The sequence below is a fragment of the Marinitoga hydrogenitolerans DSM 16785 genome (assembly GCF_900129175.1).
GTDB classification, from domain to species: domain Bacteria; phylum Thermotogota; class Thermotogae; order Petrotogales; family Petrotogaceae; genus Marinitoga; species Marinitoga hydrogenitolerans.
Map to the genome: position 1 here is coordinate 23,852 of NZ_FQUI01000009.1, position 14,671 is coordinate 38,522.

Here is a 14,671-nt window from a genome sequence, read left to right on the forward strand (position 1 = left end):
TCTTTTACACAGTTTATATTATACTACCATATATAAATTTCTGCTATTAATTCTTTATTTATAATTTAATAAAACAAACGCCCTTTTAAAAGGGCATTTGTTATTCTACAAGATATATTTTCGTTTCACCAGGATTTAAATTCACATTAAGCCATGCTCCATCATCCCATTTAAAATCACATCTTCTATAATTTTCCAATAATAATTCGATTTTATGATGACCTCTCCACGTATGATATCCAAGATCAAAACCAAAATTTACAGCCTTATCAAAGTTTAAATTTACTGGAATTAGTAACCCCTTATTTCCATCCCAATAAAACATAGAAAACACTTTATCCATATGTTCAGTATATCTGAAATTGCTAATATTACTTATTAAATCGCTATAAGTATTTTTTATTTTACCAAGCGCAACTAATAATCTCACCATATGTTTATCTACATCCCAATGAAGAGCATAATAATCAAAAAATGCTAATTTACCATAGAATTGATCTGTAGGTTTTAAATACTTATATCTCTCCTCTTCTGGTTTTTCAAAATCGAGCCCTAAATTCATAGGTTGTTTTTCAAAAATTTCACTTCCTGAATTAATAACCGTTATTCCATTTGGCATAAACGTGTTTACAACTGCGGATAATTTCGCAAATAATTCTTCACCATCTCGCGTTACTGCTCTTGGAGAATCTGGTGTTTCAGATGTTGCAAAAGACGGAACTTCTAATTTTGGCATAATATCTCTAACTGTCTTAATAAACCAACTTTCCTTATGTCTTGGTTCTGCCCACCATGTGTTTCCTAAAATAGCATCATAACCACTCAATTTAACCTTTTTATGATTATCCATAGCTAACTCTTCAGCAATAATCGCAAATGAAGGATCATAATTCTTTGCATTTGAGATTATTCTATGTTCTAACTCTTTTGGTAATGCATGTCCCATATCTAATCTTGCACCATCAATACCATAATTTTTTTGGAAATAAGGCATAATATTTGCAATCATCTCCCACAATTTTTCATTTTTCTCTTTTCCGGGAAAATTACTAGATTTTACAACATCATATAAAACATACGGCGGTTGTTTTTCAGGATTTTCTAAGTATTTTTCTGATTCCATAGGATGACTTAAGAATAATCTTAAAAACGTTACATCATCCCATGTTGGTTGCGGATCATTTATCCAATCTGAAAATCCTGGAACAGTTATAACTTTAAATTCTTTTACTATTTCTTCGAGAAAATCTGGATTATTTTTATTCTTTTTTACAAAATTTTCCCATTTTTGAGGATTTGTTATATTAGGAGACCATCTGAATTTTTTTAAATGTTTTTTCACTTCTGGATTAGAGTACAATATTGGTAAATTTTCCGTTGAGGGTTGTTCAAAATCTAAATTTTCAATCTTTGGAGGTTTATAAGAAGATAATTCATTTATATCAATCCAATAAAACCAATCTGGATGCTCTAAAATCAAATTGTTATCTCTAGCTGCTGTCCTTGGTATAAAGTCTAAAATTACTCTTATTCCCATCATATGAGCAGCTTCAACAAAAGCTGAAAATTCCTGATCTGAATTAAATCCATCTAATAGGGGATCATGATAATCTTTTTCAACATGATGAAAGCTTTTAACTGCATAAGGGGACCCTACTTCACCTTTTTTAAATTTATCGCTTGATTGGGTTATAGGGAGTAAATATATTGCATTTACATTATATTGTTTTAAATATGGTAATAAGGCTATCATTTTTAAAAATGTACCACTTTCTCTATATCCAAGGTCATCATCAGGTTTGAAATACACTGCATTTACATCATGTTTATACGCTGCAGTCATTCTTACATGAGCACTATAAATTATTGATCTTTTTAACCAATCTGTTGTTTTTTCATTAGTTGAGAAAGATAACGGTTTTGAATAATCTTTGGATTCATCAGAATTTTTTAAAATTTTTTCTATAATTTTTGTGAAATATTCATACGGGTTTACTACAAATGTTCGACCTTTTAATCTTACTGTTCCTTCATAATCGTCTGGCATCCATCTTTTAGGAATAGAATAGTTTGTTTTTCCCTTATCTACATTTTTTTTTAAAAACTCATATACATCCTTTAAATTTTTCACCTTAAACCCTCCCACCAGAAATATATAAAAATGGCGGAGGCGGTGGGGCTCGAACCCACACGAGAGTTTCCTCTCACCGGTTTTCGAGACCGGCTCCTTAGCCAATTCGGAACACGCCTCCGTTTGTAATTCTATTTTAACAAAAGTAAGTTATTTAATTTTGAAGCTTTAATTAAAATTAAAGTCATAGTTGTCCAAAAATATAATTATTTAGCTCCAAATACCAACAATCACTTAATTTAATGTTTGAAATTTTTTTCATATCTATTATAATATATTTTGTTTGATATTTCAATATTATGGAGGTATATCATGGAAGAAAAAGAAATTGTTAAAAAAAATAAGATCATAGAACCTCTTCTTTTTTTGATTCTTTCATCACTAATATTTTTGCCTGTAATGAATTATATGGGGGTTAGCAACTTTTTTAAAACATTAATGTCTACAGCACATGATTTATTATTAAACACTGTATTTTTTATTATGGCTGTTGCTGTTTTAACAAGTGCTTTTGGAAATGTATTATCAGAATTTGGTGTTGTTTTTTTATTGAATAAAATTCTTTCCAAACTAATGAAACCTTTATATAATCTTCCTGGTGCCTCTGCCCTAGGTATATTGACCACATATTTATCAGATAATCCAGCTATTTTATCTTTAGCTCAGGATAAACAATTTACAAAATATTTTGAAAAATGGCAAATTCCTCTGCTCTGTAATTTGGGAACATCGTTTGGTATGGGATTAATTGTTACAACATTTATGATTGCACAATCTTCAGCTATGAGAGAAAACCTATTCTTCCCTGTTTTACTCGGAAATTTCGGAGCTATTATTGGTAGTATTATCAGTGTCAGAATCTTTTCATATTACACAAAAAAATATTACAAAGATATAAAACATGTTGATCATCCTGTAGATATAGAATATTGGAATGCTACAAAAGGCAGTATTCTATCAAGATTAATTGATGGTTTATTAGAAGGTGGAAAAATTGGTGTTGATTTAGGTCTTTCAATAATACCAGGTGTATTAATTATAAGCACTATAGTTATGATGTTTACAAACGGTCCAAAAGATCCTTTAATTGGTTATCAAGGTCTACCTTATGAAGGTGTCCCAGTTTTGCAATGGATAGGATCAAAATTAGACTTTATATTAAATTTTCTATTTGGTTTTAAATCTCCAAAATTAATCGCATTTCCATTAACTTCTTTAGGATCAACTGGAGCAGCATTAGCTTTAATTCCCAAATTTATAGAAACAAATTCCATACATCCAAATGATATAGCTGTTTTAACTGCTATTGGAATGACATGGAGTGGATATTTATCTACACATATTGCAATGATGGATTCTTTAAAAGCAAGAAAATTAGCAAGTAAAGCTATTCTTTCTCATACAATTGCAGGCATCATTGCAGGATTTATAACCCATTTATTATATATTCTTTTTTTCTGAATGTTTATTTTCAATAACTTTCATTATTACGAAAGCAATTAACGCAAAAATAAAAAAGACCAATAACATTACTGAAATTCCCTGTAATGCTTCAATAATTGCTCTTAAAATTTCAAGAATCCATCTTTCTGGTGTTAGAGAGATGGTTCTTTCTATCATTTCCCCTTTTGGATTAAAATTCGAATATCCCAAATACTTTTCTATATCCCATATTCTTACACCTGATGATATTCCTGTAATATAAATTGCAAAAATTAAATATTTTTTCCATGCATAACTTATTGGATCATTAATTATCTTTTCCAGTATTTTCTCAATAGGTTTATCAAAAATTTTTGCTATTATCCATGATACAATAATTGATACTAAAAAGACAGAAAACAACAATAAAAAAAACATATTATCACCTCAATTTTATTATACACCTTCTTATTGTAAATTCTTCTTTGAGAATGAATTAAATTTTTCTTTCTATTACAGTAATCAAATTGTAACTTTAAATTTTCCACCTTCTCACATTTTGTTTAATATAATTCATGAAAAAAAAGAATTTTTATAGTATACTAGACTTGTATTTTTATGTTAATTCATTAAACCTTGATTAAAACAAGAGGTATGTTCAGATTGTAGCCAAATGTTGTTTGCTATAATCTGAAAGGGTTTTATTTGTATTTTTTTATATTTATGTAAATGTTTATCCTCACCGGAGGTGTAATTGTGTTTGATAGTATACAAAAAAAGTTATCCAAAGCATTTAAGTCTTTAAAAGGGCAAGGAAAATTATCTGAAAAGAATATAAAAGATGCCGTCAAAACGGTTAAAATGTCTTTATTAGAAGCGGATGTAAATTATAAGGTTGTTAAAGAATTTGTTGAAAAAGTTAAAGAAAAAGCTCTTGGAAAAGAAGTTTTAGAAAGTTTAACACCTGATCAAGAGTTTATTAGAATAGTTAGGGACGAACTAATTGAATTAATGGGTGGAAATGAAAAACCAAAATTAAATATCTCAAGAAGACCTGCTTATATTATGTTGGTTGGTTTGCAAGGAAGCGGTAAAACTACTCATGCAGCAAAATTAGCTAAATACTTCAAGAAACAAGGTAAAGCCCCTTTGCTTGTAGCAGCTGATACATATAGGCCAGCAGCTATTGATCAACTTGTGCAATTAGGGAAACAAATTGAAGTTCCTGTTTTTACTGGTGACAGAAAAAATGCAATTAATATTGTTAAAGAAGCTATGGACCATGCAGAGAAATTAGTTCATGACATAGTTATTCTCGATACTGCTGGAAGATTGCATATTGATGAAAATATGATGCAAGAATTGGAAGAAATCAAAAAAATAACCCAACCTGATGAAATACTTATGGTTGTCGATGCAATGATTGGTCAAGATGCCGTGAATTCTGCAAAGGAATTTAATAACAGACTGGAATTAGATGGATTTATTATATCAAAACTTGATGGTGATGCCCGTGGTGGTGTGATTATATCCATAAGACAAGTTACCCAAAAACCCATAAAATTTGTTGGTGTTGGTGAGAAAGTTGATGATCTTGAACTATTTTACCCTGAAAGATATGCTAGTAGAATTTTAGGAATGGGCGATGTTTTATCTTTAATTGAAAAGGTTGAAAGTGAGATAGATAAAGAAAAAGCTGAAGAATCTGCTAATAAATTTCTTGAAGGTAAATTTGATTTTAATGATTTTTTAGAGCAAATTAAACAAATAAGAAAACTTGGACCATTATCTAAAATTTTAGAAATGATACCTGGCGTTCCAACTGAAGGAATAGATGTAAACAAAAGTGAAGCAGAATTGAAAAAAATAGAAGCTATAATTAATTCTATGACAAAAGCTGAAAGAAAAAAACCTCGTATTTTGAATTATTCAAGAAAACAAAGAATTGCTAAAGGTAGTGGCACTACTTTACAGGATATAAATAAATTAATTAAATCATATGAACAAATGAAAAAAATGATGAAACAGGTTAAGAAAATGAAAAACAAAAAGTCATTATTCGGAAAAATACCATTTGGATTTTAATAAAAATTAAGATAAAACTAAAAAATTTAGGAGGTGTTTTATTAGTATGGTAAAAATAAGACTAAACAGAATGGGAAGAAGGCATAGACCGTTTTACAGAATAGTTGTAGTAGATTCAAGAGAAAAAAGAAGTGGAAAATACATAGAATCATTAGGTTTCTATGATCCTCTAAGAGAAAATGATACATTCAAGGTTAATGTTGAAAAAGCTGTTGAATGGATTTTAAAAGGAGCTCAACCAACAGACACAGCAAGAGACATTTTATCTAAAGCTGGTGTTATGAAAAGAGTTCACGAAATAAAATTTGAGAAAAAAGCTTAATGCCAGGAGGCATATAATAAATGAAAGAGTTATTAGAAAATATAATTAAAGGTATTGTAAAAAATCCTGAATTAGTAAATATAGTAGAATATAAAAATGATGCTGAGGTTGTTTTTGAAATCCATGTTGACCCACAAGATGTTGGGCAAATTATTGGAAAAGATGGAAGGACTATTAAATCAATAAATACGTTACTTACTGCAGCTAAAAAAGATGAAAATACAAAATTCCTTTTAAAGGTTATTAGGTGATATAATGAAGAGGTTAGATGACCTCTTGAAAGACAGAGTTGCCATAGGAAAAATATCAAATACTCACGGATTAGACGGAGAACTTAAGCTTTTTCCTTTTACAAATGAAAAAAGGATTTTTAATAATTTAAAAGACGTTTTGCTTTATAATTCAAAAACTAAGAGATTTTTATATGCAAAAATTAATTCTATAAAAAAAGCAAATAAGGTTTATATTATTAAAATTGTTGGCGTTGAAACCATTTCTGCGGCACAGCGTTATAAGAATTTTGTTGTGTATGTTCCACAAGAAATGCTTCCAGAACTTGATGGTTCAGAATTTTATTATTTTCAATTATTGGAAAAAAATGTATATTATGATGATGGAACTTATGTTGGTAAAATTATTGATATTTTGGAAACAGGCGCAAACGATGTGTTAATTATAGAAAAAAAAATAGATAAATTTAATAAAACAGAATCTCTTTATCCTCTTATCAAAGAAAATATTATCAAGTTCAATAAAAATGAAGAGGATATTATAGTTAAACGATTGGAATGGTATGATGATGAATCCGAAGATAGAGATTGACGTCGTTACTATATTCCCTCAAATGTTTGATTCTATTACAAATTTTGGGGTTTTATCAAGAGCTATTAAAAACAACATAATATCTTTTACTGCACATAATTTAAGGGATTATACAAAAGACAAACACAAAGTCACAGATTTATATGCATATGGCGGTGGCCCTGGAATGGTAATGAAACCAGAACCCTTTTTTGAATTTTATGATTATTATGTGGAATCAAAAGGCAAAAAGCCCTATGTAATATTAACTTCTCCTCAGGGAAAGCAATTCAATACTCATGATGCCGAAAGATTATCAAAAAAAGAAAATATTGTTTTCTTTTGCGGAAGATATGAGGGAATAGATGAAAGAGTTATGAATATTGTTGATGAAGAATTATCTATTGGTGATTTTGTAGTAACTGGTGGAGAGTTACCAGCGATGTTGATGATCGATGCGATCTGCAGATTTGTCCCAGGGGTAGTTGGAGATATTGATAGCGTAAAAAACGATTCATTTTATAATCAGTTACTAGATCATCCTCATTATACAAAACCTCGTGAATATCGTGGAATGAAGGTCCCAGAAGTTTTATTAAGTGGAAATCATAAAAAAATTGAAGAATTTAGAAAAAAAGAAAGTATTATAAAAACTATATTAAAACGTCCAGATTTATTCGTTAAACATGATTTTGATGAATTTGAAAAACAAGTTATTGCCAATATAATCAGGGAGCTGATTCTAAATGAGAAATAATGTTTATGTTGCTTTAATACATTACCCAATATTAGGTAGAGAGGGACAAATTATATCAACCGCAATAACGAATTTGGATATTCATGATATTTCCAGATCTTCAAGAACATATAATATTAAAAATTTTTATATAGTCTCAAATCTTCCTGCTCAACAACAAATTGTAAAGAATGTGTTGAAATATTGGACAGAGGGTTTTGGTAAGGAATATAATCCAAACAGATATGATGCTTTATCCATTACCAGGTTAAAGCCATACCTTGAAGATGTTATTGAAGATATTGAAAAAATGGAAGGTAAAAAACCAAAATTAATTTTCACATCTGCTAAAATCAGGGAAAGAACGAAGAGTTTTTCGGAAATTAGTAAAATTATTGTTGAAAATGATGAACCACATTTAATTTTATTTGGTACAGGCTGGGGAATGCCTGAGGAAACAAGATTAATTTGTGATTATGAATTAGAACCTATCAGAGGAAACGCAGAATTTAACCACTTATCTGTTAGGGCTGCTGTTGCAATAGCGTTAGATAGATTGTTTGGTGAATTATAATATATAATAAAAATATTCTCAAGGAGGGTTTAACATGGATCAATATATCAGAGCCATTGAAAAAGAATATATGAGAGAAGACATTCCAGCATTCAGACCTGGTGATACAGTAAGAGTTTATGTAAAGGTTGTTGAAGGTGGTAGAGAAAGAGTACAGGCTTATGAAGGTATTGTTATAAAAATAAGAGGTGGTGGCTTAGGTAAAACTTTTACAGTTAGAAGAATAGGCGCTAATGGCATTGGCGTTGAAAGAATTTTCCCTGTCCATTCACCATCTATTGAAAAAATTCAAATTATAAGAAAAGGTAAAGTAAGAAGAGCTAAACTCTACTATTTAAGAAATGTAAAAGGTAAGATCAAGATTAAGGAGAGAAGGGACTGATATTGCCTAATAATAATTTAAAGTCAAAAATAAAAAAAGAGACTTATGAATGGATTAATGCTCTTGTTTATGCCATAATTTTCGGAACAATTATAAGACTCTTTGTTTTTGAAACAATGATGGTTCCAACACCTTCTATGGTGCCTACCATACAGGTGTTGGATCGTTTATTCATTGAAAAAATCACGTATGATTATACAAAACCAAAAGTTGGGGATATAATCGTATTTTGGACTCCATTCATAGATAAAACCGCACAGAAGCAACTTGGTGCTTTTGATAAATTTATGGATTTGTTTGCACCAAAAGAGTTTGATGGTCATGTAAAGTACGTGAAAAGGTTAGTAGGAACACCTGGTGATACAATTGAACTAATACCAGATTCTAAAATATGGGAAAGAATTAAAAAAGATAAAGATTTTAAAACCCCTTATTGGCTTCAAAAGATTATCGATTATTATGGTGATATTGATAAATTGCCTACAAGCGTTAAAGAATCTGTATCTCAGTTATATGTCAATGGTAAAATACCAGAGGGTTTTGAAGATAAATATTATTATATTGATGGTATTTTTGCTTCAAAAGATTATTACACATTTATGGCTTATCCAGAAAAGTACAGTAGCGATATTTATAGAATTTATAATAAACTTAGAAAACCTATGTTTGATCTAGGAGCTTTTAGATATTATAATAAAACTTTAGATTATACAAAATATTATGAAAAATATTTGGCAAAACTGGATCTGAATAGTATTTTTATTGAAGAAAATAACAGAGTGAAAGTAGTATTACCAGAAGGGTTTTACTTTTTTATGGGTGACAATACTACAGAAAGTTTTGATAGTAGATATTTCGGAATAGTTCCAGAAAAAAATATTATTGGAAGACCTTTTTTAAGAATTTGGCCATATAATAGGTTTGGATCTGTAAAATAAACCAAAAACCGCCCTTAATTCGGGCGGTTTAAATATTGGCGGAGACGGTGGGACTCGAACCCACACGGGGCGTCAACCCCATCGGTTTTCAAGACCGACGCCTTAGCCAATTAGGCTACGTCTCCGTGGAGTATTATACCATATTAGGAGGTACTTGTCAATGAATTTTTTATTGAAACTTCTTGAAAATTATGAAATTTCTTTGAACGAAAGTTCATATAATAAGCTGAATAACTTTATTGAATTAATAATAAATTACCCTGTTAACCTAACAGCAATAAAAGAATTTGAGTTAGCTGCAAAATATCTTGTTTTAGACAGTATATATCCTTTTTTAAAGTATACTAATCTAAAAAATGATACAAATTTTTTAGATATTGGTACAGGTGGTGGTATTCCAGGTATTCCATTATCTATAATATTTCCTTTTATAAATTTTACATTGTTAGACAGTATTGAAAAAAAGATTAAAGCTGTTAATTTTTTTTCGAATGAATTAAAGTTGAAAAATATTAACACTGTTAATGAACGAGTTGAAATTTTTTCTAAACAAAATATTTCAACATATGATTACGCAACTGCTAAGGCTGTTTCAAGAAGTGATATTTTATTAGAATATGCAGCGCCTTTATTAAAAATTGGTGGTTTTCTATTCTTATACAAAGGTCCCACATATATATCTGATGAAAAAAAGTACTTAGAAAAAGCTATTAAAAAAATATATTTTGAAATTATTGAAGAATTTCATTATAATGTGTTTGAAAAAGAACGATACTTTATAATATTAAAAAAGATAGGTGAAACACCCTCTAGTTTTCCAAGAAAAATTGGTATGGCTTTAAAAAAACCATTGGGAGGAATATAATGATACGCCTTATAATAGATGCATATCATATGGGTTCATGGAATATGGCTTGTGATTTATCAATTGCTAAACATGTTGGAAAAGGTGTACAACCTACAACAATTAGATTATACGGTTGGACTTTACCAACACTTTCATTAGGGAGATTTCAAAAATTAGAAGACATTGATTTTGACTTTTTGAAAAATAATAATATCGATATTGTTAGAAGGCCAACCGGAGGAAGAGCCGTTTTACATAATAACGAAATTACATATTTATTTTCTGCCTCAACTAATCATCATCTTCTTCCAAAAAATGTTATTGGAAGTTATAAGGTTATAGCCGAAGCTTTAATAAAAAGTATGGAATTTCTAAATATTTATTGCGATATTGAAAAAAATAAAAGCAAACATTTAAATACTCCTGCATGCTATGATTCACCATCCATTTATGAAATTACCATTGAAAAGAAAAAATTTATTGGTAGTGCGCAATATAGGAATGATTATTATATTTTACAACATGGCGCTATACCAAATGAGTTTCCTTTGGAAAACTATGTAAATTCGTTTAAATTAATTGAAGACAAAAAAATTAAGCTTTATAACCATTTAAAAAACAAAGTCATTGACATAAAATCTATACTAAATAAAAAAATTTCTTTCGAAGAAATGGCTGAAGCTTTTAAATTTGGTTTTTCACAGATTTTTAATGAAGAAATTTTTATTGGAGAATTATCAAACTCAGAATATGAACTTACAAAAAAACTTATAGAAAAATTTGATATTGATAAAAATCCCTAATTTTAATACAAAAAGTTCTTTTTGTTAAACATTAATGACTGTATTAGTAACATTAATATTTTAATATTCTCTCATCACACATCATTAATTGGAGGGAAAATTATGGAAGTTAATGATTTAATAAGAGAAGCTGCAAAAAAAATAGAAACTCCTTTTTTAGTATTAGATATCGAACAGGTTAAAAAAAATTATTTAAGATTAAAAGAATCGATGAAAAACGTTGAAATTTTTTATGCTGTTAAAGCAAATTCCCATATTGAAATCTTAAAAGTTTTAAGAGATTTAGGATCTTCTTTTGATGTTGCTTCTGTTGGAGAAATAAATAAATTATTATCTTTAGGTGTGAGCCCGAAAAAAATGAGTTTTGGTAATCCTATAAAGAAAGAAAAAGATATTGCATATGCCTGGGAAGTTGGCATAGAATATTTTTCTGTAGATAGTGAAATGGAAGTTGAAAAAGTTGCTAGAAATGCCCCTGGTTCAAAGGTATATGCAAGAATTGCCACCAGTTCTTCAGATAGTGATTGGCCATTGTCTGGAAAATTCGGAACAGATATTGATCATGTTATTTCAATTTTAAACTGGGCTAATAGGCATGGTTTAAAACCTTTTGGTGTAAGTTTTCATGTTGGCTCTCAATCATATAATAAATATAAATGGCAAGAAGCTATATTGGAATCCAGCGTAGTTTTTAATAAACTATTAAAAAATGGTATAGAATTAAAAATGTTAAATCTTGGTGGTGGAATCCCTGTTCAACATACTAAACCTATACCCACTGTAGAGGAAATTGGAGAAATTGTAGATGATTCTATTCAAGAATATTTATGGAAACATAAAAATTTGATGGTTATTACTGAACCTGGACGTTCAATGGTAGGTGATGCTGGAATTCTAGTATCAAAGGTTATTTTAAAAAGCCGAAAAGGATCCAAAAAATGGATTTATCTTGATGTTGGAGTTTTTCATGGTTTAATGGAAACTATAGAAAATTTTCAATACGAAATTCAGATTGAAGGAAAAAATTATGATAAAACTGATGTTTTCACTATAGCGGGGCCCACATGTGATAGTGTTGATACTATATATGAGGATATTCTGCTTCCCGCTAACATTGATTACAATGATATCGTCTATTTCATAAATACTGGAGCTTATACTGTTGAATATGCAGCTCACTTTAATGGAATAGAACCTCCAAAGGTGTATACTATAGATGAATTAAAAGAATTAATAAGATAATTTTAATGAGGTTTTTTTGAAAAACCTCATTTTATTTTTGTAATATACCTCTGGTATAATTATGAGAAAAGAGGTGAAAAAATGATTAGAAGAGATGCTTATTTACTTTTAAGAGAATTTGAGAAAAAACATTATATCCCTCAAAAATCTTTTGAATATTTTAATGAAATTTATTCAAACGAAGACATGGCTTTATTGAAAAATCTTGTCTGGGGTACAATTAGAAATTTAGTTAAAATTGACTGGTATTTAAAGAAACTCATTAAAAATTATAAAAGCATTACTCCCGCTTCAAAATGGATGTTGCGATTAGGTGCTTATCAGCTTCTTAGTGATTTTAAACCTTATGTTGCTGTAAATGAAACTGTTAAAATAGCGAAAAACAGAAAGGTTAGAGGGTTTATTAATGCTACACTTAAAACTTTATTGAGTAAAATGAATGATTTTGAAGAACCTGTATGGGTAAAATTTTCTACTCCAAAATGGCTCTATGATTATTTAAATGATCATTTTCCAAAAAATTATACTTTATCATTTATGGAAAAAAGTTATTCTGTAAACCCTTTAACTTTAAGAATAAATTCATTAAAAACTTCTATAGACGATCTTATTAAAAATTTAAATGATTATAATACTATAAAAACACAACATTCCCCTTTTGGAATTATTGTAGAAAACCCAAAATCTCCTATTGAAATTACTGAATTATATAAAAATGGATATTTTTATATTCAACATGAAAGTTCACAAATTATTCCTTTAATTTTGGATCCTATTCCCGGCGAAGATGTTTTAGATATGTGTGCAGCACCAGGTGGAAAAACAACAGAAATCGCTCAAATAATGGAAAATAAAGGGAAAATCATTGCTCTTGACATTGATATTGATAGATTAGAATTAATTGAAAAAAATGCAAAGCGAATGGGAATTGATATAATCAAAACAAAGTTATTTTCCGGAGTTGACTACAATGAGGGAAAATATGATAAAATACTAATTGATGCACCATGTTCTTCATTGGGAACAATTTCTATTCATCCGGAGGTTATGCATAGGGTTTCAAAAAAGGATTTTTCTAATTATGCGGATATTCAAAAACAACTACTAGAAAACGCAATTAATAATTTAATAAAATTAAATGGTGAGATTGTTTATTCAACTTGTACAATTTCCAGAGAAGAAAATACTGAAAATATGAAATATATCTCTTCAAAATATACCAATATACAATTTGAAAAAATTGATCTGGAAAAATATGGGATAAAATATTACTATGATGGATTTGGTTATTATTTTTATCCTGATAATTCTTTAATTCCTTTTTATGTTGCAAAACTTCGTCTTCTCTAAAATTAAATTTAATAAATATTAATTTATATACATAAAGAAAGGGGTAAATCATGGGAAAAATTGCAATAATTACAACTGGTGGAACTATAGCTATGATACACGATCCATTATTAGGCGTTGTCCCCTCTGAAGAAAAAAATAAACATTTAAATGAAATACCAGAATTAAGAAATATTGCTGAAACTGAATTGATTGAATTTACAAATATTCCAAGTCCACATATGACCCCTAAAGTTATGTTTAAACTTTCAAGATTTATAAAAAAGATTTTATCAAGAAATGATATAGATGGTGCTGTTATAACCCATGGAACCGACACTCTTGAAGAAACTGCCTATTTTTTAGATCTTGTTTTAAATGAAAAAAAACCTATTGTTTTAACTGCTGCTATGAGAAATTGGAATGAGCCAAGTACCGATGGCCCTGCAAATTTAATTTCATCAGTAAGAGTTGCTTCTTCTAAAAAAGCTATTAATAAAGGCATTCTTGTATGTTTAAATGATGAAATACATTCTGCACGGGAAGTTACTAAAACTTATACAAGCAACGTTGCCACTTTCGATTCTCCTGGATATGGACCATTAGGAATAGTAGATGAAGATGCTATAATATTTTATAGAGAATCACTTTTAAGAATGCATATTGATGCAAAAGATGTTGAAGATAAAGTTGCATTAATAAAAACTTATACTGGTGATGATGGATCTATCTTAAATGTTTTACCAGATTTGGGTTTTAAAGGTGTTGTTGTTGAAGGTTTTGGAAGAGGTAATGTACCTCCAAAAGTTGCTGATAAAATTGAATGGCTTGTAAAAGAAAAATCATTGCCCGTTATAGTTGTTTCAAGGTGTTTTAAAGGTAGAGTTCTTGGGGTGTACGGTTACCATGGTGGTGGAGCTGATCTAAAAAACAAAGGAGCTATTTTGGGAAATGAGGTTTCTGGGCAAAAAGCTCGTATTAAATTAACAGTGGCTTTAGGGGTAACTAATAATATTGAAGAGTTAAGAAAATATTTTGAATTTAATGGAGCTGATTAAA

16 protein-coding genes and 2 tRNA genes are annotated in these 14,671 nt (G+C 29.2%); 14 read left to right on the forward strand and 4 right to left on the reverse strand.

Annotated features, from left to right (window positions below; genetic code table 11):
* Positions 1 to 100: 100 nt before the first annotated feature.
* Positions 101 to 2,131 (reverse strand): alpha-amylase family glycosyl hydrolase, encoded by a 2,031-nt coding sequence (locus tag BUA62_RS04000; RefSeq protein WP_072863691.1) that lies wholly within the window; start codon positions 2,129 to 2,131, stop codon positions 101 to 103.
* 31 nt (positions 2,132 to 2,162) lie between these two features.
* A tRNA-Ser gene (locus tag BUA62_RS04005) sits at positions 2,163 to 2,252 on the reverse strand.
* Between the two features lie 191 nt (positions 2,253 to 2,443).
* On the opposite strand from BUA62_RS04005, the gene BUA62_RS04010 reads away from it, so the two are divergent.
* A complete protein-coding gene (locus BUA62_RS04010; protein WP_072863693.1) occupies positions 2,444 to 3,592 on the forward strand; it encodes a CD0519/CD1768 family membrane protein in 1,149 nt (382 codons plus the stop codon).
* Here BUA62_RS04010 and BUA62_RS04015 read toward each other — a convergent pair.
* Positions 3,572 to 3,991 (reverse strand): hypothetical protein, encoded by a 420-nt coding sequence (locus tag BUA62_RS04015; RefSeq protein ID WP_072863695.1) that lies wholly within the window; start codon positions 3,989 to 3,991, stop codon positions 3,572 to 3,574. The two genes, BUA62_RS04010 and BUA62_RS04015, sit on opposite strands and share 21 nt — an antisense overlap.
* Before the next feature lie 318 nt (positions 3,992 to 4,309).
* On the opposite strand from BUA62_RS04015, the gene ffh reads away from it, so the two are divergent.
* From ffh to lepB, 8 genes are read left to right on the forward strand one after another with little or no spacing between them, the layout of a single operon-like run.
* Positions 4,310 to 5,638: a signal recognition particle protein gene (gene ffh, locus BUA62_RS04020; RefSeq protein ID WP_072863697.1), complete on the forward strand. Its 1,329-nt coding sequence runs from the start codon at positions 4,310 to 4,312 to the stop codon at positions 5,636 to 5,638.
* Positions 5,639 to 5,684: 46 nt separating this feature from the next.
* Positions 5,685 to 5,960 carry a 30S ribosomal protein S16 gene (gene rpsP / locus BUA62_RS04025; protein WP_072863699.1) on the forward strand — a complete coding sequence of 92 codons (276 nt, stop codon included), beginning with the start codon at positions 5,685 to 5,687 and terminating at the stop codon, positions 5,958 to 5,960.
* 20 nt (positions 5,961 to 5,980) lie between these two features.
* A complete protein-coding gene (locus tag BUA62_RS04030) occupies positions 5,981 to 6,211 on the forward strand; it encodes a KH domain-containing protein (protein WP_072863701.1) in 231 nt (76 codons plus the stop codon).
* A gap of 4 nt (positions 6,212 to 6,215) precedes the next feature.
* Positions 6,216 to 6,782, forward strand: a complete 567-nt coding sequence (rimM, locus tag BUA62_RS04035; protein ID WP_084670684.1) for a ribosome maturation factor RimM — start codon at positions 6,216 to 6,218, stop codon at positions 6,780 to 6,782.
* Entirely contained in the window at positions 6,772 to 7,518 is a 747-nt protein-coding gene (gene trmD, locus BUA62_RS04040) for a tRNA (guanosine(37)-N1)-methyltransferase TrmD (RefSeq protein ID WP_072863768.1), read from the forward strand. The genes rimM and trmD overlap by 11 nt, the downstream gene beginning before the upstream one ends.
* Positions 7,508 to 8,071 carry an RNA methyltransferase gene (locus tag BUA62_RS04045; protein WP_072863705.1) on the forward strand — a complete coding sequence of 188 codons (564 nt, stop codon included), beginning with the start codon at positions 7,508 to 7,510 and terminating at the stop codon, positions 8,069 to 8,071. The genes trmD and BUA62_RS04045 overlap by 11 nt, the downstream gene beginning before the upstream one ends.
* A gap of 34 nt (positions 8,072 to 8,105) precedes the next feature.
* Complete coding sequence (rplS, locus tag BUA62_RS04050; protein WP_072863707.1) at positions 8,106 to 8,453, forward strand: 50S ribosomal protein L19; 348 nt, start codon at positions 8,106 to 8,108, stop codon at positions 8,451 to 8,453.
* A gap of 2 nt (positions 8,454 to 8,455) precedes the next feature.
* Positions 8,456 to 9,391 (forward strand): signal peptidase I, encoded by a 936-nt coding sequence (lepB, locus tag BUA62_RS04055; protein ID WP_072863709.1) that lies wholly within the window; start codon positions 8,456 to 8,458, stop codon positions 9,389 to 9,391.
* 36 nt (positions 9,392 to 9,427) lie between these two features.
* On the opposite strand, the gene BUA62_RS04060 is transcribed toward lepB, so the two are convergent.
* Positions 9,428 to 9,516: transfer RNA gene (locus tag BUA62_RS04060), tRNA-Ser, on the reverse strand.
* Positions 9,517 to 9,551: 35 nt separating this feature from the next.
* Here BUA62_RS04060 and rsmG point away from each other — a divergent pair.
* The 5 genes from rsmG (at position 9,552) to BUA62_RS04085 (ending at position 14,670) form a co-directional block, all read left to right on the forward strand.
* Positions 9,552 to 10,256 (forward strand): 16S rRNA (guanine(527)-N(7))-methyltransferase RsmG, encoded by a 705-nt coding sequence (rsmG, locus tag BUA62_RS04065; RefSeq protein WP_084670686.1) that lies wholly within the window; start codon positions 9,552 to 9,554, stop codon positions 10,254 to 10,256.
* Complete coding sequence (locus BUA62_RS04070; RefSeq protein WP_072863712.1) at positions 10,256 to 11,041, forward strand: lipoate--protein ligase family protein; 786 nt, start codon at positions 10,256 to 10,258, stop codon at positions 11,039 to 11,041. The genes rsmG and BUA62_RS04070 overlap by 1 nt, the downstream gene beginning before the upstream one ends.
* A gap of 102 nt (positions 11,042 to 11,143) precedes the next feature.
* Positions 11,144 to 12,283 (forward strand): type III PLP-dependent enzyme, encoded by a 1,140-nt coding sequence (locus BUA62_RS04075; protein ID WP_072863714.1) that lies wholly within the window; start codon positions 11,144 to 11,146, stop codon positions 12,281 to 12,283.
* Positions 12,284 to 12,364: 81 nt separating this feature from the next.
* Entirely contained in the window at positions 12,365 to 13,633 is a 1,269-nt protein-coding gene (locus BUA62_RS04080) for a transcription antitermination factor NusB (RefSeq protein ID WP_072863716.1), read from the forward strand.
* Positions 13,634 to 13,683: 50 nt separating this feature from the next.
* Positions 13,684 to 14,670 carry an asparaginase gene (locus BUA62_RS04085; protein WP_072863718.1) on the forward strand — a complete coding sequence of 329 codons (987 nt, stop codon included), beginning with the start codon at positions 13,684 to 13,686 and terminating at the stop codon, positions 14,668 to 14,670.
* Position 14,671 lies beyond the last annotated feature (1 nt).